We start from the raw sequence: 18,168 nt of genomic DNA, 5'->3' as shown, positions 1-18,168 counted from the left end.
ATGCCTGATGAATGCGATTCTGTTACCTATCGCTTTCGGTGCCGGGATCGCCGTCGCGTTGCAGGCTGCTCTGAATAGTCAGCTTGCACGCGGCATTGGTGGCGACTCGCTGATGGCATCGCTCGTGTCCTTTACCATCGGGGCCGTTTGCTTATTGATCGTTACGATATTTCGCGGCGGTATCGCGGCACCGCTCATGCAAGTTCCTGCTCAACCGCTTTGGACGCTGTTGGGCGGCGCGCTGGGCGCAGGCGCGGTAGTGTGCTACGTCCTGCTGGCGCCAGGTATCGGCCTGACAATGCTGCTGGGACTGGCCGTCGCTGGCCAGCTGACCGCATCGATGATCATCGATCACTATGCCTTGCTGGGGGCGATGGCACGGCCGGTCTCGCCTACCAAACTGCTGGGCTATCTGATGATGATCGCCGGTCTGGCAGTATTTGTCATGGGAGACCGGATACCAAAAGCATCATTCACATGAAAAATACATATCCCAAGGAGCAGCGGTATCCAGAAATAATCGGCACCGTGCTGGCTGCTGCCGCCCGCATGGTGGCCGAAAGCAAATGCAAGCTCACGTTAGCGGCAGTCGCGAAAGTGACGAACACGCCTACGGAAACCATGCGCGCGATTTTTCCGAAGGTCGACATGCTGTTGGACGCGTTGTATCTCGAAGCAAGTTGCGCTCGACGTATGGAAGAGCTACCAGCAATTGGAAACGGAAACTGCGGACGTTAAGGCATCCAATGAGTTCTTCGAGACCGCGACACAATCGTACAAGGTGGCGCAAGGGCGCTACAAAGCAGGGATCGGGACGATCCTTGAACTGATCAGCGCACAGAGCGCCGTGGCGAATGCCCCGCAACAGCGCGTGCAAGCGTTCTCCAACTGGCGGTTTGCACGGCTCAAGCTTGCGCTTAGTCTTGGCAAGCTTGGCTTCTGGACAATTCAATAATCTATATCCTGTAAGCAGCTGCACGAGCTCGCCTTGGTCAGACCAAGAGCGGATCGATTGCAAAGCCGCTACCGGTAACTCATCACGCAGTCCGCTTGGTTCGTCACACGCCTGCCCATTGGGCCCCAATCTGATAGACACTTCCCGCGCAGCCCGGGACGGGGCATAAATGTAAATCACTCAGGGGGAAGGCCGTGCGTACATGTTTCTTGATAAGTCTAGCTGTTTTTTTGATAAGCTTCGCGCCCGCCCGAGCTGCGACCTGGCAGCCATCGCCGGGACATGTGCAGATTGATATCTGGCCCGGTGCGGTTCCCGACGCGGCGCCCACCCGGCAGCCAGAATCGGTCGTCGCTGCGGCAGGACACGGTGGATGGGCACAGGTCAATGACGTGAGCAATCCAACGATGACCGTGTACTCGCCGAAGGGCCTGAACACCGGAGCCGCTGTCATCGTATTTCCCGGTGGAGGATTCCGAGTCCTGGCCATTGACCTGGAAGGAACGGAAATCTGCGACTGGCTGACATCACGTGGGATTACCTGCGTATTGCTCAAATACCGCGTCCCCGGTGGGAACGACTACTGGGATGAAAAATGCAGATGCAGGATCTTTCCAAAGATACCGCTTGCACTGCAGGATGCGCAGCGGACCATTAAGCTGGTGCGGTCGAAGGTAACGGAACTGAACCTGAACCCGCGAAAGATCGGTGTAATCGGCTTCTCGGCCGGAGGCTATCTGGTCGCCCAGACCAGCAACATCGTTGCGTCTGCCTACGCGCCGGTCGACGCCGTGGACAAGTTAAGTAGCCGCCCTGACTTTGCGATTGCGCTTTATCCGGGTCACTTGTGTCGCGCCGGAGCACTCGAACCAAGCATTCGCGTGACGAAGGACACACCGCCCACATTTCTATTGCAAGCTTGGGACGATCCGGTCGACCCTATCTGCAATAGCACACTGTATGCCCGGGCGCTCAACCAGGCAGGTGTGCCGGCAGAGGTTCATCTTTTTGCAAAAGGAGGGCACGCCTTCGGTCTTCGGGAGAAAGAGCACCCTTTAGCAGCCTGGCCTTCGTTGGTGGAAAACTGGCTCAAGGAAACCGGCGTCCTATAAGCGTAGCAAGATCAATGTCGGCTTCGATCGATAGCGGACGTACACGGTCCCCGTCCGAGCACCAGGAAATCGGCCGGGCTTCCAGTCGCTTTCAGTCGTGATACACCTGGCTCCTGCCCCCGTCCACGAGCAGATCCGCCGCATTCACGAACCGCGCCTCGTCGCTGGCCAGGAACAGCGCCGCGTTCGCGACGTCCTTCGGTTCCCCGATCCACCCGCACGGCAGCAGCGCGGCCTGGCGCCGGCGTTCCGCCTCGGGATCGGGGCAGCCGGCGAGCCACGCCTCGATCCGCTCCGTCATGATCAGGCCGGGCGAGATCGAATTCACGCGGATGCCGCGCGCCGCGTACTCGACGCCGAGCGACCGCGTGAGGCCGATCAACCCGTGCTTCGCGACGGGATACGGGAAACAGCCTTTGATGACCTTGTGGCCGTGGACGGACGCGATGTTGACGATGCTGCCGCTGCCTGCCGCCAGCATGGACGGGAGCACGGCGCGGCACGCGTTCCACGCGCCTTCCAGGTCGAGCGTGAGGCAGCGCCGCCAGCCTTCCGCATCCAGTTCCAGCGGATCGGAAAACACGTTCACGCCCGCGTTGTTGACGAGGATGTCGACCTGCCCGAAGCGTTCCAGCGTGCGCGCCGCCAGCCGCTCCATCGCGGTCGGATCCGTGATGTCGGCCTGGACGAACAGGCTGCGTGTCCCGCCCAGTTCCTCGCGCAGCGCCCGTGCGGCCGCGTCGTCTACGTGGCTGTTGATCACGACGCGCGCACCTTCCTCCATGAAGCGCCGCGCGACGGCCGCGCCGATGCCCATGGTGGAGCCGGTGACGATCGCCACCTTCCCTTCGAGTCTTCCGTTCATCTCTTCCTGCCGCTTCCCTGGCCCTGCATGTTTTTGTATGACACGCATCGTACACCAGCGGCAGGCCGGCCTACCACTCCGCGACGCTGCCGTCGGCGTGGCGCCAGACCGGGTTGCGCCAGTCGGTTGCCGCGCGGCTGGCCTCGATCACGCGTTCCTCGTCGATCTCGACGCCGAGCCCAGGCTTCGGCAGCGGCCGGATCCAGCCGGACGACAGGAGGAAGTCTTCCTTGTTCTTCACGTAGTCCAGCAGCTCGGCGCCCTGGTTGTAGTGGATGCCCATGCTCTGCTCCTGCAGCACGGCGTTGTGCGCGACGAAGTCCACCTGCAGGCAGGATGCCAGCGCCACCGGCCCAAGCGGGCAATGCGGCGCGAACGCGATGTCGTGCGCTTCCGCCATCGCCGCGATCTTGACGCATTCCGTGATGCCGCCCGCGTGCGACAGGTCCGGCTGGACGATGGCGAGACCGCCCCGCTCGAACACGCGCTTGAAGTCGAAGCGCGAGTACATCCGCTCGCCGGCCGCCAGCGGGATCGACGTCGCGTCGGCCAATGCGCGGTAGTACTCGTCCTGCTCGGCCAGCACCGGTTCCTCGACGAACAGCGGCCGGTACGGCTCCAGTTCGCGCAGCAGCACCTTCGCCATCGGCGCGGACACGCGGCCATGGAAGTCGACGCCGAATTCGATCTCGGAGCCGAACTTCGCGCGCACCTCGGCCACGCGCGCGACGGCCTGGTCGATCTTGCGCGCGTTGTCGATGATGCCCAATTCTTCGGTGCCGTTCATCTTGAAGGTGTCGAAACCGGCTTCCCGAAGGGCGGCGATCCCTGCGATCAGTTCGGCCGGACGGTCGCCGCCCACCCAGCTGTACGTCTTCATGCGGTCACGCACGAGGCCGCCCAGCAGTTCGTAAACAGGCTGCCCCAGCACCTTGCCCTTGATGTCCCACAGCGCCTGGTCGACGCCGGCGATGGCGCTCATCAGGATCGGGCCGCCGCGATAGAAGCCCGCGCGGTACATCGTCTGCCACAGGTCGTTGATGCGGCCCGGATCCTTGCCGACGAGGTAGTCGGACAGTTCGTGCACGGCCGCCTCGACGGTGCGCGCGCGTCCCTCGATGACAGGTTCGCCCCAGCCGGTGACGCCTTCATCAGTCTCGATCTTCAGCAGCATCCAGCGCGGCGGGACGCGGTAAGTGGTGAGTCGGGTGATTTTCATGGCGGCCAGTGTAGCCGCGCCCGGGCCGCCGCATGCATGCGCAATCGCGGGGGATCTATACAGTTCCGATATAGACGGCGGTCAGGCCAGTCCGTACTGCCGGAAAATGCGCTTGTGGGTACCGTCGGCGACCAGTTCCGCCATCGCCGCGCGCCAGCGGGCCGCTTCCTGCTCGCCGATATCGCGCGAGCCCGCCAGCCAGGCGGTGGTCGTCCGCACGGGCTCACCGAGATGGAAGTCCTTCTCGACGCCGCGCATCTCGAGCGACCGATGGATGATCGCGCGCTCGCCGAACACGGCATCCGCCATACCCGCGAGCAGGAAGCGGTGCACTTCATCGATGGACGATGCCTCCACCAGTCGCTGGAACCCCAGCACGCGCAGAATGGCCGATTGGGCCGCGCCGCGCAGCAGGGCAATGCGCTTGTCCGTCATGTCCTGCGGACGGTGGACGTCGAAGTCGCTCCCCTTGTGCGCCATGAAGATATAGTTTTCCTCGTACAGCGGCGCGAGCCAGTGGTATCGGCGCTCACGCTCGGGCAGCCGGGTCACGGGAAAAATCGCAGTATTCGGCGTCGTGGCAGCGACATACAATGCGCGCCGCCAGGGCATGAACTCGATGTCCGGCACCACGTCGAGGCGCTTGCAGAGCGCGTCCACGAGTTCGCGCAACGCGCCAGGCTGTTTGTCGCCCGGCGCCATCACCAGCGGCGGCAGGTGCGCCGTCACGATATGCAGCGGCGCCTGCCCGGCGTGGGCGCCGGCACCGCTCGCGGCGCCTAGCGCCAGCAGCAACACATCCCGTCTCGTAATCAATACCGTCCCCGTCTTGTCAGCAGGTGCCATCGTAACGCAGGTTACACTGGAGCGAACAGCAAAAGGAGGATCGATGCGTTTCAATATCTACGGCCGCTTCCAGGTCGACGTCCGGCGCGAGAACGACGCTTGGGCCGTGTATCGCGCGGTTCCCGGCAAGCGGGTCCCGTTCGAGGAAGTCGTCATTCCAGCGGACGTGCCGGCGGACGAGCTGGCGACGTGGCTCGACGATATCTTTCACGAATATGCGGGGCACGGGGACATGGTCGAACCGATCCCCGATTGAAGGCCAGGTGACAATCCGCGCCTTTTCGCGCGCCGCAAAATGCTATGCTCCGCCGGCCCTGATCGCCGAGAACGGATCGCATTCATGAAAATCTTGACCAAGCCCGCGCGCGCCGCGCTCGACGACGTCACGGACGCCGTCTCCGCTACCGCCGACATCCTGCAACAAAGCGGCCGCCTGGAACCCGGCTACGGGCTGGCCAGTGGTGCGCTCGCGTTTTTCCTGGCCGTGCTGTGTTTCCTCGGCGTGCTGGCCTTTCATTTTCCGCAGTATCTGACGACCCCGGAGCTGCGCCAGAAATACGATCCCGACATCATCCGCTCGATCATGTTCGCGGCCATGGTGCTGTCCGGGTCGATCAGCCTGCTCAACGTGATCTTCAAGCGGCGCCGCAGCATCAACGGCATGGCGGCCGCACTCATTCTCCTGACGCTGGCGCTGGGCGGATCGCACGTCCCGGTCGCCGATTTTCCCGACCACACCCCGTACATCGGCCTGGACTGGTTCATCCTCGATCTCCTCGGCTCGACCCTGATTTTCGCGGTGATCGAGAAGGTTTTCCCGCTCTATAAGGACCAGCTGCTGTTCCGCCGCGAATGGCAGACCGATCTCGTGCACTTTGCCGTCAACCATTTCATCGTCGGCCTGGCGCTGCTGACCGTGAACTTTGCCATTCACCGCCTGTTCGGCTGGATGGCGAGCGACACGATACAGAATACGGTGCAATCGATCCCGTTCCTGCCCCAACTGCTGCTGTGCATCCTGTGCGCGGACCTGGTGCAATACTGTACCCACCGTGCCTACCACGAGATTCCCTTCCTGTGGCGTTTCCACGCCGTGCATCATTCGGCGAAAACGATGGATTGGCTGGCCGGCTCGCGCCAGCACATGGTGGAACTGATCATCACCCGGGTTGGCGTGCTGGGCGCCCTGTACGTGCTCGGCTTCGAAAAGAGCGTCATGGACGTGTACATCGTCGTGGTCGGATTCCAGGCCGTCTTCAACCACGCGAACGTGCATTTGCCGTGGGGTCCGCTGAAATACGTGATCGTCACGCCGGATTTCCACCACTGGCACCATTCGTCGGACGACGTGGCCATCGACAAGAATTACGCCGCGCATTTCGCTTTCATCGACCACATCCTGGGTACGGCCGTCAAAGGCCAGACGGGCTTTCCCGAGAAATACGGCGTGGTCGGCGATTATGTACCGGACGGTTTCACCAGGCAGCTGATGTTTCCGTTCCGGTCCCGCAAGGACGACTGAACCGTCAATTTACTGCGGTCGTCACCGGCGCACGCCCGCGTTTGCGCGCTTCCGCCCGTTTGCTCGCGAGCCTGTTCCTGATCCACATCCAGCCGCCGGACAGCGACATCAGCGCGAGCGACAGGCCGAACAGGACGTTCAGCACGCGGGTCGCCGTCCCGCCGTACGCGCCGGTATGCAGCGGATAGAACCACGCATTGATGCGCGTGGCCAGGTTCGATTCGAGGACGTTGTCCGTCCGCAGCAGCCTGCCGTCGTACCGGTCGAAGTGGACGAACGTGCGGCCGATCTGGTGGATTTCTCCGGGCAGCCGCATGCGTACCGTCACCGCGCCGTTCGGCGTGGCGGGCATCATCAGGCGCGTGATCCGTCCCCCCGGGAACGCCGCTTCGGCGCGCCGGACCATCGCGTCGAGCGACGCGGGCGGTCCTGCGCGGGATGACGAGGCCGGCGCGGCCTGTTTCGCCCCCGCGCCGGTGAGGGCGACCAGCAACGGCTCCGTCAACACGCCGGGCAGCGCCAGCGCGGCGCCGCTACCGGCGATCACGACGAGGAACACGCCCGTCACGATGCCCGCCACTTTATGGACGTCCAGCCAGACACGCGCGGCACCCGCATCCCATTTGACGGTCAATGCCTGGCGCCAGCGGCCGCGCCGGGGCCACCACAACCATACGCCCAGGACGATGAGCAGCACGGCGGCCAGGCCGAACCAGCCGATGACCGCCCTGCCCGTCTCGCCCGACAGCAGGTTCGTGTGCAGGTCGACGAGGATGCCCATCAGCGAATCGTGCGTGTCGCGCAGGCCGAGCACGTGGCCGTCGTGCGGATCGAGGTACGCCCGCATGCTGCTGCCCCGGTACCAGACCTCCACGGCATCCCCTGGCGACTCCGGCAGGACGAGCATGCGCACCGGGTCGCGCGGCCAGGCGTCACGGGCGCCGGCCGCCAGGGTGTCGACGCCGGCACCGCCCGGCCGCGGCTCGACACGGCGCAACTCGGGATGCGCCGCCCGGTCGAGCTCGCCATCGAAGGTAATCACGGCGCCCGTGATGCCGCTCATGACGAGCACGACGACCGCCGCCAGCCCGACATACCGGTGCAACCATGAGATGAATCTGCGCATACCGCCTCGTTGTTTCAATGCGAATCATTCTCATTATAATTTACAGTTGAATTTATGTGGGGTAAGATCCGACTTTTCTTTCTATCAACACTTGATGATGTTTTATCGTAAGAAGACGGTCGTTCTCGCCATCGGACTGTGTTTCGCGCTGTCGGCACGCGCGCAGGACACGGCAGACATCACCGCAGCGCCGGCGATGACGGTGGGTGTGGTCACGGTGGTCGGCAAGGCAACGGGGCCGCTGGCCACGCGCAATGTCCTGACGTCGGTCGACGTCCTGGACGAGAGCAAGATCGCGACGCAGGCGGTCAGCCACAACTGGCAATTGTTCGGCCAGCTCCCCGGCGTGATGCTGACGCAATACGGCCAGGGCACCACGTCCGGCAAGATTTCGATCCGCGGCTTCACGGGCGAAGGCGAGATCAACGCCGTCAAGCTGCTGATCGACGGGATACCCAGCAACAGCAACGATGGGATGATGCCCTACCTCGACCTGGCGCCGCTGCTGGACATCCGCGCCGTCGAGCTCGTGCGCGGCACGAACGATCCCCGCTACGGCCTCCACAACATCGCCGGCAACGCGAACGTCGTGACAAAGATCGGCGGCAACTACGGCGCGGCGCGCCTCGGCTACGGCAGCTTCGACACGCGCGATGCGCAGGCAGCACTGGGCGTCGACCGCAACGGCTTTTCCCAGAACTACGCCGCGAGCTGGCAAAAGACGGACGGCTACCGCGCCCACTCGGATGCGGACAAGTCCACCTTCTCGGGTAAATGGTTTTATTCGCCCGACAACGGCACGAGCCGGTACGGCCTGATCGTGCGCCACCATGAAGTGCGCGCCGACGAACCGGGGTTCCTGACGGCTGCGCAAGCCCGCGCGGACTGGGTACAGTCGCTGCCGCACAACGCCACCGACCGCGGCACGCGCCGGATGGACCAGGTGGCCCTGCAGGCCGAGACGGCGCTCGGCCGCCAGCTGTTCTGGACGGCGCAGGTCTATCACAATGCCTTGAACGACCACCGCTACGTGACCTTCTCCGCCGGGGTGCGCCAGCAGGAACGCACGATCGAGGAAAACCACACCGGCGCCTCGACGACGTTCACGTGGCGCCCGACCGGCCGGCTGCGTGTCGTCGGCGGGCTGGACACGGAGCGCCAGGACAACGCCAGCCAGCGCTGGTTCACGGCGAGCGAGGTGCGGCAATCCCAGACCCGCGACCAGCAGTTCGACCTGAACACGGCAGGCGGCTTCATCCAGGCCATCTACAAGCCGGTCGCCGACCTGACCATCACCCCGGCGCTGCGCGTAGACAAGCTCACCGGCAGCTACACGAACCTGCTGGACGGCCGCGTCTACGGCATCAACGACTATGGACTGATCCGGCAACCGAAGCTGTCCGCCGTGTACCAGGTCAACGACGCCTGGTCCGCGTACGGGAACGTCGGCCGCACGTTCCAGATCGGCATCGGCACCGCCACCTACAAGGTCAACCAGACCAGCGACCTGTCGCCGTCGATCAACGATGGCTGGGAGACCGGCGTCAAGTTCCGGCCCCTGCAAGGCGTGGAAGGCCGCCTCGCCGTGTGGGAGCAGTATGCGTCGAACGAAGCGCGGCGCAAGATGAACGACCCGGCCAACGATGCCGAGAACATCGGCGAGACGCGGCGCCGGGGCGTGGACCTGCAGCTGAACGTGCAGCCGACGTCACGCCTGGGCGTGTGGGTGGGCGCCGCCGTGCAACGCGCGCGCATCGTCAGGGCGGACGCCGCGTCGATCGCCACGCAGGGCAACGAGATCGATCACACGCCGCACCTGCTGTACAACGCGGGGGCGGACTACAACGTCAGCGACGTGCTGCGCCTGTCCGGTTCGATCAATGGCCAGAGCGATTACTTCCTCGACCGGACCAACACCACCGGCAAGTTCGGCGCGTATGCCATCGTCAACCTGTCGGCCGCCTACCGCCTCGGGAACAACCTGGACGTGGAGCTCCAGGTCCGCAACGTGGCGGACCGCTACTACGACTACGTGTGGCACGACGGCACGCAGTCGCTGCACGCGCCGGGCAGTCCGCGCAGCGTCAACCTGATGCTGACCAGCCGCTTCTAGTTGAGTCACATCAAACGAGCTTCAGCATCGTAGCGCATGCTTGACGGGTGCGCGCCAGCCACCCCGTCCCCGGACGGGGGACTTCGGCGACCTTATTCATCCCGGAAATCTTGGTCCAGCCATGAAGAACAAGCGCTCTCCGTCGGGTTTCTCGATCTTGTTCTTCCTGGCGTTTCTCGTCGCGCTGTTCCTGTTATTCACGCCTTTCGAAGAATCCGGCACCCGCGCCACGATGCTGCCGAAGTATCTCGCGGCGGGCGTGGCCATGGTGGCCATGTCGCCCCTGGTGTTCCTCGGGAAGATCCGGATGAAACTGCCATCCCTGCTCGTGGCGACGCTGCTGTTCACACTGGTTTTTCACGTGGTCGTCGTCAAACCGGTGCCGCCGCAATTCGTCCTGCTGATCGCCGCCAACCTGGCGTTGGCCATCGCGATCTTCGAAGCGCGATTTTCGTACAGGAGGGAATTCGAGGCGGCGCTGGCATGCCTGATCGGGATAAACGTAACGACGCTGACCATCCAGGTGATCCTCTACTATTTCGTCACACATTCGATCTACGACGTTCATCAACTCGTGTTCGGAACGGAAAGCCGCGTCACCGAGGAATACTTCAACATCGCCCGCTTTGCGGGCCTGCATGTGGAGCCCGGCACTTATACCAACTACGTATCGTGCATGCTGGCCATTTACGCGTTTTCGGCCGAGTTCAGCAAAAAGCGCATCGTCCTGGCGGTCGGGACCATCATTTCCGTGTTGATGACGCATGCCGCATCCTCGATCTTCTTCGTTTCCGTGCTGTTGCTGCTGCTCGGCTGGCTGTGGCGCAAGCGCATCGGCTTAATCGAGATCGTCATCGCACTTTCCGTCGTCGTTTTCTACATTTACGCCTCCAATTTCATCGACCACCTGATGACCCGCTTCGGCGGCCACGATCCCAGCCTGTCGTTCAAGATGCAGGGCATAAACACCTACCTGAATGCCGGCGTGGAAGAGAAGTTCACGGGGTTCGGCTATGGCGCCGATCCGTGCATCGGATGCCATTACCAGGACATCGGCGTCATCCTGAACCTGGTCAGCCGCGGCGGCATCATCGTGACGTTGCCGTTGGCGTTGATCCTGCTGCGCATATTCGCCCTGCACGGCGTCATCCTGGCGACGTTCATCGTCCTGATCCCCGCGTATTGCATCATGTATTTCTACGAGGCCCCGATCTGGATATTCCTCCTGTTTGCGATCTCGAGCAGACAGATGCTGGACAAGCGCGTCCAGCCCAGCGCGCGAAGTACCGTAGCGGGGGCCATCGCGCCCGCAGGCATGGTCGCGCACCACTGAATCCGCTGCTTCGAGCTTCACGCCATGACACGCGCCAGAGTCAACGAGATCGATCTTTTGCGATTCCTGGCGGCGCTCGCCGTCGTCTTCTTTCACTACGCCTACCGCGGGCCGGCCGGCGGGTTCTCGGCGATGCCGTACCCGCTGCTGGCGCCCGTCGCCGAATACGGCTTCCTCGGGGTCGAACTGTTTTTCATGATCAGCGGGTTCGTCGTCCTGATGACCGCGACCGCCAGCGCGCGCCTGCGCGACTTTTGCATCTCCCGCATCGCACGGCTTTACCCCGCGTTCTGGACGTGCTGCACGATCACGTTTCTCGCCAGCATCGCACTGGCCGCGCGGCCCGGCGTCACGTTCGTCCAGTACGCCGTCAACATGACGATGGTCGCCGACCTGTTCAGGATCCCGCTGCTGGAAGGGGCCTACTGGTCGTTGCTGGTCGAGATCCGGTTCTATGCGCTGGTCGCTGCGCTCCTGGTCATCGGGCAAATTCACCGGGCGCAGCGCTACCTCGTCATGTGGCTGCTCGCATGTATCGCGCTCGCACTCCTCGCGCGGTTCCCGGACGCGTCGGCGCCGGCAGGCGCGCTGCATATCGCCCGTAGCCTGCTGATCTACGATTACGCGGCGTATTTCGTCGCCGGCGCCACCTGCTTCCTGATCTGGAAAAAAGGTGCGGCCATGAGCAGGTTGACGGTGCTCGCAGGCGCCTGGGGCCTCGCCCTCTTACAGTCCGGGGTTATCGTGCGCAAGGTGCGCGCCGAGAACGCGATGTCGACCCTGAACGGCGGTATCGTCATCGGCATCCTGACCGTGTTCTTCGTGGTGATGCTGCTGATTGCATTGGGGCGGACAGGCGCGATCGCCCGCCATCGCTGGCCGTTGGCCGGGGCGCTCAGCTATCCGCTGTATCTGCTGCACCAGAACATCGGCTATCTCGTGTTCAACCGCTTTTATCCAACTGTAAACGCCCATCTGCTGTTCTGGGGCATGATCGCCGCCGTGCTCGGCGCCGCGTACGGCGTGCACGTCCTGGTCGAGCGGCGGTTCGCCGCGCGCATGAAGACTTACCTGACAGGGGCCCTGATGAGCTTCCCGACTCCTGCAGCCAAGAAATAAAACCACGGCATTCTCGTCGTGACCATTCGTGAGAATTTTTATATCGTTCTCTTGCTATCCTGCATGCCGTGGCCACTCCGGCCAGGCTTACGATAGAAAGAAATCGATCTGTGTTCAACATACCTGCCACCGTATCCGCACGCCGTGCCATCCTCGTCGCGGCAACCGCCACATTGCTGACGTCGTGCGGCGGTGGAGGCGGCTCACCGGATACGACGGGGTCGGGCACGCCGCCGGTGAATAACCAGGCCATCGTCCTGTTGGCCAACAACCCGACCGGCAATTACCTCAGGGGCGCCATCGCGGTCGGCCCTGACGACACATTGTTCGTGGCGAACGACGCCAACGCCACGATTTTCAAATTGACGCAGGACGGCGTCGTGTCCGGCTTTGTCGGCAAGGATGGCGTGCCCCCGGGGACGGATGGCACCGGCAGTGCGGCCGGCTTTACGAAGCAGATCTCGAAGCTTCTTTTCGATAAGAACAGCCAGGTGCTCTACGCCCTGGACGGCTGGGGCTTACAAACTTACGACGGGTCGCCTGCCATCGCCCTGCGCCGCATCACGCTGGACGGAGTCACCAGCACGATGTCGCTGTCGAGCTTCCCGACGCATGCGCCGGCCAACCGTCTCCTGCCGCAGAGCCTGGGGGACAATCCGACCACGCTGGCGCTTGGCCCCGACGGCACGTTGTACGCGACGACCGCGATCATGGCTGGAGGAGGCTCCAGCACTCCCGCCAGCGGGAGCCACGAAGCGCAACATCGCGGCTGGCGGACCGCGGACAGCAACGGCGGCGGCCGCCTCCTGTTCGTCCAGGAATCCGGCTCGGTCGTGCCAGGGTATTCCGACCCAAGCCCTCCTGTGAGCTATCAGTATCCGGCCGATTTGAGCGCCACCGCCGGGATGCTGGGCGAGAACTTGACGGGCCTTGCAGTGGACCGCGCCGGCAACGGCTATATCTCGGATTCGAAACGCCACATCATCGTCAAGGTCACCCCTGGCGGCTCGGCCAGCATCTTCGCGGGCACCGCCGACAAACCCGGCGCGGCCGACGGTACGGGCACGGCGGCGCAATTCAACGGGCCAGGGGATATGGTGATCGACAAAGCGGACAACCTGTACGTGGTCGACGGCGGCAACCAGACGATCCGCAAGATCACGCCGGGCGGCGTGGTCACGACCGTGGCCGGCCAGGTCGGCCTGTGGCAGACGCGACCCGGCCCCCTCCCCGGCGGCCTCAACAATCCAGGAGGCCTGGCGATCGACGACAAGGGTCGTCTCTACGTGACCGTCAGCGAGGGCGTGGTCCGGGTGCAGCTGCCGTGACGGCTCATTCCTGCGGCGCAGTCCAGACCAGGTTCCACAGATGGCCGTCGAGGTCCTCGAAGCCCTGGTCGTACATGAAGCCATGATCCTCGGGCGGGTGCGGAATCCGCGCACCCGCCGCCTGCGCCCGGGCGATCAGGCTGTCGACCTCGTCGCGGCTTTCGCAGCTCAGGCAGATGATCACCTCGTTGGCGTCGCGCGCCCGCACGGCCGGCTTGTTGATGAGGGATTCGAAGAACGCTTCCGTCATCAGCATGACGTGCAGGGTGTCGTCGACGACGTTCATGAACAGCGCGTTCTCGTTGCTGTAGCGCGGATTGATGGTGAAGCCGAGCGCCGCAAAGAAGGCCTTCGAACGGTCCAGGTCCTGCACCGGCAGGTTGAAGATGATTTGCTTGTTCATGATGTCCTCTTGTCATAATGTTGGTTGGAAAAAGGGTCCCGCACCCTGACGACGAACGGCGCCCCACGACTTCGACATCGAACATGCAAATTCTCCTGACCGGCTCCTCCGGCTGGCTTGGCCGCTTCCTGTCCCCCTTGCTGCGGCAGGCGGGCCACGTCCCGCTCGGCCTCGACGTGGCGCCCGGCCCGCACACCGACGTGGTCGGCAGCGTCGCCGACGCGCCGCTGGTCCGGCGCCTGTTCGCCGATCACCGGTTCGACGGCGTGATCCACGCGGCCGCGCTCCACAAACCCGACATCGCGCGCTATCCGCGCCAGGCGTTCGTCGACGTGAACGTCACCGGGACGCTCAACCTGCTGGAAGCGGCCGTGGCCCACGGCGCGAGCCGGTTCGTGTTCACGTCGACCACCTCGCTGATGATCACGCAGGCCATCCGCGCCGAGACCGCGCCCGCCGCCGTCTGGCTGGACGAGACGAGCGGACCGCTGCAGCCCCGGAACATCTATGGCGTGACCAAGCGCACGGCCGAGGAGCTGGCGCGGCTGTTCCATGCGGACCACGGCCTGCCCGTGATCGTGCTGAGGACGGCACGATTCTTCCCGGAAGAGGATGACACGCACGACCATCTTGCCGGCGAAAACATGAAGGCGAACGAATTCCTGCACCGCCGCCTGACCGTCGAAGACTGCGCGCGCGCGCACCTCGCCGCGCTGGAGAAGGCGCCGGCCATCGGCTTCGGCCTGTACGTCGTGTCGGCGCCGACGCCTTTCGACCGCGCGGAGGCGGCCCGGCTGAAGACGGACGCGCCGGCGGTGATCGCCCGGCACTTCCCGGACGCGGCCAGGCTCTACGCGGCCCGGGGCTGGTCGCTGCCGGCCAGCATCGGCCGTGTGTACGACGCGTCCGCGATCGAACGCGACCTGGGATTCCGCTGCCGGACCGACTTCGCAGCGGTCCTCGCCACCCTGCGCGCAAACCGGCCGCTTCCCTTTGCCCACGATCCGGCTTACACGTCGCCGATGCTCAGATCTTGAAATCGTCCAGCGACCGTCCGCTGGCCAGCGCCTCGGCGATCCAGCGCGGCTGGCGCCCGCGGCCCGTCCAGGTCTGGCCGCTGTCGGCCGGATTGCGGTAGCGCGGCGCCGCGGTCTCGACGAGCGCGTCGAGCGGGATGCCCGCGCCGGCCGCGAGCGCGTGGATGCGGTCGCGCGCCCGATCGCGCTCGTCGCGCGCGCGGCGCTTGATTTCCTGCTCGATATCGAAAAGCAAACCTTTCAGTTCGGCGAGGTCATAGCCGTTGAGATCGATCGGCGCCATGGGGAAACATCCTTTGCCAGGAGGGGAACGCGGGCCTCCATTTTACTATGGCGGCGCCCGAGCAATATGTGAACTGCAACGTAGTCGTCGCGCCACATTCCACAAAAATGAAACTTTCCGTGAGGAATTTAGTGTTACCATTCCCCCGGACACTCGCCCCAACTCCCGGCGAGCGCCTTCCTTGCGGCCCCTGCCCCGCCGCCGTTCACACCACCTGGAACGGCCATGCTGATGACCAAGACGATCTCGGAAACTTCTCGCCTCGCGGCACTGACCGCGCTCGACTTGCTGGATACCCGGCCGGAGCCGCGCTTCGACCGCTACACGCGCCTGGCCGCGATGACCTTCGGCGTGCCCATCGCACTCATCACGCTGGTCGACGACAAGCGCCAGTGGTTCAAGTCGCGCTGCGGCCTCGACGTGGAACAGACGGCCCGCGAGGATGCCTTCTGCGCCCACACGGTCGCGCAATGCGAGACGTTCGTCGTCGAGGATGCGGCCGCCGATCCGCGCTTCGCCGGCAATCCACTCGTCAAGGGCGAGCCGCACGTCCGTTTCTATGCCGGGCAGCCCCTCTTTTGCGACGGCCACGCGGTGGGCACGCTGTGCATCGTCGACCGCAACCCGCGCCGCTTCGACGACGCGCAGCGCCAGTGCCTGCGCGACCTGGCCGACCTGGTCCAAGTGGAACTGAACCAGGCCCGCGTCACGACGGCGCGCGTGATGGCTGAACAGGCCCTCAAGTCGCTCAACGCGGAACTGGAGCAGCGCGTGACCCAACGCACGGCGGAACTGGAAGCCCGCCTGGCGGACCTCACCACGGAAATCGCCCAGCGGAAGGCGGCCGAGACGCTGCTCCGCGATGCCGAAAGCTGGAACCGGACGATCGTCGCGACGTCGTACAGCGCGTTCGTCGGCGCCGATCCCGAGGGCCGCATCACCGAATGGAACCCGGCAGCCGAACGGATCTTCGGCTGGAGCCGGCGCGAGGCCGTGGGCCGTTCGCTGGCGGACCTGATCGTGCCGGAAGAACTGCGCGCGGCACACGTCGAGGGCATGCGCCGCTTCACGCAGACGGGCTTCAGCACCGTCGTCGACCGGCAGGTCGAACTGCCGGCGCTGACGGCGAGCGGCCGCCGCATCACCGTCGAGATGAAAGTCGGCGCCTACGAATGGCAGGGCCGGCGCTGCATCGGCGCGTTCATCGACGACGTCTCCGAGCGCAACCGCACGCGCCAGCAACTCGACGAAAAGCAGGAATTGCTGGACGCCGTGCTGGAATCGATCGACGTCGCCGTCGTCGCCTGCGACGCCGAGGGCAGCCTCACGTTGTTCAACAAGAAGGCCCGCATGCTGCACGGCCTGGACCGCGCCTGCGTCAAGACGGCCGACTGGCCGACGCATTACGCCCTGTACGAAGCGGACGGCCACACGCCGCTCGCGCCGGACGAAGTGCCGCTCGCCCGCGTCCTGCGTGGCGAGGTCGTGCGCGAACAGGCGATGGCCATCGCGCCGCCGCGCCGCCCTGCCGCCACCCTGCTGGCCAGCGGCCGTCCGCTGAAAAGCGCCAACGGGCGGATGCTGGGCGCCGTCGTGGCGATGACCGACATCACCGAACGCAACACGGCGCGCGAACAGCTGGAAGCCAGCGAACGCCGGCTGCGCGCCATCACGGAAAACCTGCCGGCGCTGATCGGCAAGGTGAACGCAGCGGGCAAGTTCGTGTTCCTGAACGGCCGCGCCATCCAGTTCTATGGCAAGGCGGCCGAAGCGCTGATCGGCCACGACGTGCGCGACGCCTATTCGGCACATGAATACGCCAAGCTCGAACCACACCTGCGCCGCGTCCACGCGGGCGAATGCAGCACGTTCGAGGACGTCATCGAGGTGAACGGCCGCCAGCTGCATTACCAGTGCATGTTCGTGCCGCAGCGCGCACTGGACGGTACGCCGGACGGCTATTACGCGATGGCGTTCGACATGACCGCCCGCAAGCTCTCCGAGCTGCGCCAGGCCGAGAGCGAGGAGCGCCTGCGCACGATCACCGACAACGTGCCGGTGCTGATCGCCCACCTGGACGCCGACCGCCGCTATGCGTTCGCCAACGCCGTGCACGCATCGTGGCTGGGCGTGCCGCCGGAGCGGATCCTCGGCCTCACCGTCGAGGAAGCGTTCGGCCCCGGCTTCTACGCGCCGCAGGCCAGGGCGCTGGAGCAGGCCTGGCTCGGCAACGCGTCGCAGTGCGAACACGAGATCGTGCGCAAGAACCACACGCGCATCGCCCACTCGACGTTCCTCCCGCAGATGCGCGACGGCCGCGTGCTCGGCGTGTACATCCTGACGACGGACGCCACCGCCTCGCGCATGCACGAGCGCAGCCTGCACGCCCTGGCGCACACGGACCCGCTCACGCAGCTTCCGAACCGGCGCCGCTTCGAGCAGGCGCTGGAAGGCGCCGCCAACCGCTCGCGGCAGGGCGACCGCGACTGCGCGCTGCTGTACCTGGACGTGGACTTCTTCAAGCAGATCAACGACCGCTACGGCCACGCGACCGGCGACGACGTGCTCGTGGAATTCGCGCGCCGGCTGCGCACCAGCGTGCGCTCGACCGACCTGGTCGCGCGCCTGGCCGGCGACGAATTCACGGTGCTGCTGCACGACGTGCGCAGCGACGCCGACGTCGAACGCGTCGCCCGCAAGATCCTGGACGCGATCGCGCAGCCGTTCGCGGTGGCCGGCCGCACCTTGAAAGTCGGGACGACGATCGGCATCGGCCTCGCGTCCGGCGGCAGCGTCGACCCGCGGGCGCTGATGGAAACGGCCGATCGCGCACTGTACGCCGCCAAGGAAGCCGGCCGCCACACCTACGCGGTCCTGCACACGGGGGAGTACGCCTGACAGGCCGGC

18 protein-coding genes are annotated in these 18,168 nt (G+C 64.8%); 12 read left to right on the top strand and 6 right to left on the bottom strand.

Annotated elements, in window-relative coordinates; genetic code table 11:
• The first annotated feature begins 7 nt into the window (after positions 1–7).
• The 4 genes from ACEN9H_RS13060 (at position 8) to ACEN9H_RS13045 (ending at position 2,067) form a co-directional block, all read left to right on the top strand.
• Positions 8–481 (top strand): DMT family transporter, encoded by a 474-nt coding sequence (locus tag ACEN9H_RS13060; RefSeq protein ID WP_413675097.1) that lies wholly within the window; start codon positions 8–10, stop codon positions 479–481.
• Complete coding sequence (locus ACEN9H_RS13055; RefSeq protein WP_413675096.1) at positions 478–738, top strand: hypothetical protein; 261 nt, start codon at positions 478–480, stop codon at positions 736–738. The genes ACEN9H_RS13060 and ACEN9H_RS13055 overlap by 4 nt, the downstream gene beginning before the upstream one ends.
• Positions 713–955 (top strand): TolC family protein, encoded by a 243-nt coding sequence (locus ACEN9H_RS13050; RefSeq protein ID WP_413675095.1) that lies wholly within the window; start codon positions 713–715, stop codon positions 953–955. Before ACEN9H_RS13055 ends, ACEN9H_RS13050 begins: the two co-directional genes overlap by 26 nt.
• Positions 956–1,239: 284 nt before the next feature.
• Positions 1,240–2,067 carry an alpha/beta hydrolase gene (locus ACEN9H_RS13045; protein ID WP_413675094.1) on the top strand — a complete coding sequence of 276 codons (828 nt, stop codon included), beginning with the start codon at positions 1,240–1,242 and terminating at the stop codon, positions 2,065–2,067.
• A gap of 91 nt (positions 2,068–2,158) precedes the next feature.
• Here ACEN9H_RS13045 and ACEN9H_RS13040 read toward each other — a convergent pair whose 3' ends face one another.
• The 3 genes from ACEN9H_RS13040 to ACEN9H_RS13030 form a co-directional block, all read right to left on the bottom strand.
• Complete coding sequence (locus ACEN9H_RS13040; protein ID WP_413675093.1) at positions 2,159–2,932, bottom strand: SDR family oxidoreductase; 774 nt, start codon at positions 2,930–2,932, stop codon at positions 2,159–2,161.
• 70 nt (positions 2,933–3,002) lie between these two features.
• The gene (gene dgoD / locus ACEN9H_RS13035) at positions 3,003–4,151 is read right to left on the bottom strand and encodes a galactonate dehydratase (protein ID WP_413675092.1); all 1,149 of its coding nucleotides are present in this window, start codon (positions 4,149–4,151) and stop codon (positions 3,003–3,005) included.
• A gap of 81 nt (positions 4,152–4,232) precedes the next feature.
• Complete coding sequence (locus tag ACEN9H_RS13030) at positions 4,233–4,946, bottom strand: substrate-binding periplasmic protein (protein WP_413675091.1); 714 nt, start codon at positions 4,944–4,946, stop codon at positions 4,233–4,235.
• A 94-nt stretch (positions 4,947–5,040) separates the two neighbouring features.
• Between ACEN9H_RS13030 and ACEN9H_RS13025 the strand changes: the two genes are divergently transcribed.
• Together ACEN9H_RS13025 and ACEN9H_RS13020 are read left to right on the top strand one after the other, a co-directional pair.
• The gene (locus tag ACEN9H_RS13025) at positions 5,041–5,253 is read left to right on the top strand and encodes a hypothetical protein (RefSeq protein ID WP_413675090.1); all 213 of its coding nucleotides are present in this window, start codon (positions 5,041–5,043) and stop codon (positions 5,251–5,253) included.
• A gap of 84 nt (positions 5,254–5,337) precedes the next feature.
• A complete protein-coding gene (locus ACEN9H_RS13020; RefSeq protein WP_413675089.1) occupies positions 5,338–6,519 on the top strand; it encodes a sterol desaturase family protein in 1,182 nt (393 codons plus the stop codon).
• A 4-nt stretch (positions 6,520–6,523) separates the two neighbouring features.
• On the opposite strand, the gene ACEN9H_RS13015 is transcribed toward ACEN9H_RS13020, so the two are convergent.
• A complete protein-coding gene (locus tag ACEN9H_RS13015) occupies positions 6,524–7,645 on the bottom strand; it encodes a PepSY-associated TM helix domain-containing protein (protein WP_413675088.1) in 1,122 nt (373 codons plus the stop codon).
• A 94-nt stretch (positions 7,646–7,739) separates the two neighbouring features.
• On the opposite strand from ACEN9H_RS13015, the gene ACEN9H_RS13010 reads away from it, so the two are divergent.
• From ACEN9H_RS13010 to ACEN9H_RS12995, 4 genes are all read left to right on the top strand, one after another.
• Positions 7,740–9,758: a TonB-dependent receptor gene (locus ACEN9H_RS13010; RefSeq protein WP_413675087.1), complete on the top strand. Its 2,019-nt coding sequence runs from the start codon at positions 7,740–7,742 to the stop codon at positions 9,756–9,758.
• Positions 9,759–9,879: 121 nt separating this feature from the next.
• Positions 9,880–11,091: a hypothetical protein gene (locus tag ACEN9H_RS13005; RefSeq protein ID WP_413675086.1), complete on the top strand. Its 1,212-nt coding sequence runs from the start codon at positions 9,880–9,882 to the stop codon at positions 11,089–11,091.
• Between the two features lie 24 nt (positions 11,092–11,115).
• Positions 11,116–12,210, top strand: a complete 1,095-nt coding sequence (locus tag ACEN9H_RS13000) for an acyltransferase family protein (protein WP_413675085.1) — start codon at positions 11,116–11,118, stop codon at positions 12,208–12,210.
• 110 nt (positions 12,211–12,320) lie between these two features.
• Entirely contained in the window at positions 12,321–13,538 is a 1,218-nt protein-coding gene (locus tag ACEN9H_RS12995; protein WP_413675084.1) for a hypothetical protein, read from the top strand.
• Positions 13,539–13,542: 4 nt separating this feature from the next.
• Here the strand turns inward: ACEN9H_RS12995 and ACEN9H_RS12990 are convergent, their stop codons facing one another.
• Positions 13,543–13,941, bottom strand: a complete 399-nt coding sequence (locus tag ACEN9H_RS12990; protein WP_413675083.1) for a VOC family protein — start codon at positions 13,939–13,941, stop codon at positions 13,543–13,545.
• Positions 13,942–14,024: 83 nt separating this feature from the next.
• Here ACEN9H_RS12990 and ACEN9H_RS12985 point away from each other — a divergent pair, with 83 nt between their 5' ends.
• Positions 14,025–14,978 (top strand): NAD-dependent epimerase/dehydratase family protein, encoded by a 954-nt coding sequence (locus ACEN9H_RS12985; RefSeq protein ID WP_413675082.1) that lies wholly within the window; start codon positions 14,025–14,027, stop codon positions 14,976–14,978.
• Here ACEN9H_RS12985 and ACEN9H_RS12980 read toward each other — a convergent pair.
• Complete coding sequence (locus tag ACEN9H_RS12980; protein WP_056125586.1) at positions 14,968–15,261, bottom strand: H-NS family nucleoid-associated regulatory protein; 294 nt, start codon at positions 15,259–15,261, stop codon at positions 14,968–14,970. The genes ACEN9H_RS12985 and ACEN9H_RS12980 overlap by 11 nt on opposite strands.
• Before the next feature lie 225 nt (positions 15,262–15,486).
• Between ACEN9H_RS12980 and ACEN9H_RS12975 the strand changes: the two genes are divergently transcribed.
• Complete coding sequence (locus ACEN9H_RS12975) at positions 15,487–18,159, top strand: PAS domain S-box protein (RefSeq protein WP_413675081.1); 2,673 nt, start codon at positions 15,487–15,489, stop codon at positions 18,157–18,159.
• Positions 18,160–18,168: the final 9 nt, after the last annotated feature.

Origin of the sequence: Massilia cellulosiltytica, from assembly GCF_047325105.1 — a bacterium.
GTDB classification, from domain to species: domain Bacteria; phylum Pseudomonadota; class Gammaproteobacteria; order Burkholderiales; family Burkholderiaceae_D; genus Telluria; species Telluria orientalis.
The sequence above is the reverse complement of the archived record's forward strand: the minus strand, read 5'-3'. Positions and strand labels throughout refer to the sequence as shown.

Bases quoted from the DNA above. Each gene is read 5' to 3' on its own strand.
- ACEN9H_RS13060 (WP_413675097.1), top strand. From the start codon at position 8: ATGAATGCGATTCTGTTACCTATCGCTTTCGGTGCCGGGATCGCCGTC.
- ACEN9H_RS13055 (WP_413675096.1), top strand. From the start codon at position 478: ATGAAAAATACATATCCCAAGGAGCAGCGGTATCCAGAAATAATCGGC.
- ACEN9H_RS13040 (WP_413675093.1), bottom strand. From the start codon at position 2,932: ATGAACGGAAGACTCGAAGGGAAGGTGGCGATCGTCACCGGCTCCACC.
- dgoD (WP_413675092.1), bottom strand. From the start codon at position 4,151: ATGAAAATCACCCGACTCACCACTTACCGCGTCCCGCCGCGCTGGATG.
- ACEN9H_RS13025 (WP_413675090.1), top strand. From the start codon at position 5,041: ATGCGTTTCAATATCTACGGCCGCTTCCAGGTCGACGTCCGGCGCGAG.
- ACEN9H_RS13020 (WP_413675089.1), top strand. From the start codon at position 5,338: ATGAAAATCTTGACCAAGCCCGCGCGCGCCGCGCTCGACGACGTCACG.
- ACEN9H_RS13015 (WP_413675088.1), bottom strand. From the start codon at position 7,645: ATGCGCAGATTCATCTCATGGTTGCACCGGTATGTCGGGCTGGCGGCG.
- ACEN9H_RS13010 (WP_413675087.1), top strand. From the start codon at position 7,740: ATGATGTTTTATCGTAAGAAGACGGTCGTTCTCGCCATCGGACTGTGT.
- ACEN9H_RS13005 (WP_413675086.1), top strand. From the start codon at position 9,880: ATGAAGAACAAGCGCTCTCCGTCGGGTTTCTCGATCTTGTTCTTCCTG.
- ACEN9H_RS13000 (WP_413675085.1), top strand. From the start codon at position 11,116: ATGACACGCGCCAGAGTCAACGAGATCGATCTTTTGCGATTCCTGGCG.
- ACEN9H_RS12990 (WP_413675083.1), bottom strand. From the start codon at position 13,941: ATGAACAAGCAAATCATCTTCAACCTGCCGGTGCAGGACCTGGACCGT.
- ACEN9H_RS12985 (WP_413675082.1), top strand. From the start codon at position 14,025: ATGCAAATTCTCCTGACCGGCTCCTCCGGCTGGCTTGGCCGCTTCCTG.
- ACEN9H_RS12980 (WP_056125586.1), bottom strand. From the start codon at position 15,261: ATGGCGCCGATCGATCTCAACGGCTATGACCTCGCCGAACTGAAAGGT.
- ACEN9H_RS12975 (WP_413675081.1), top strand. From the start codon at position 15,487: ATGCTGATGACCAAGACGATCTCGGAAACTTCTCGCCTCGCGGCACTG.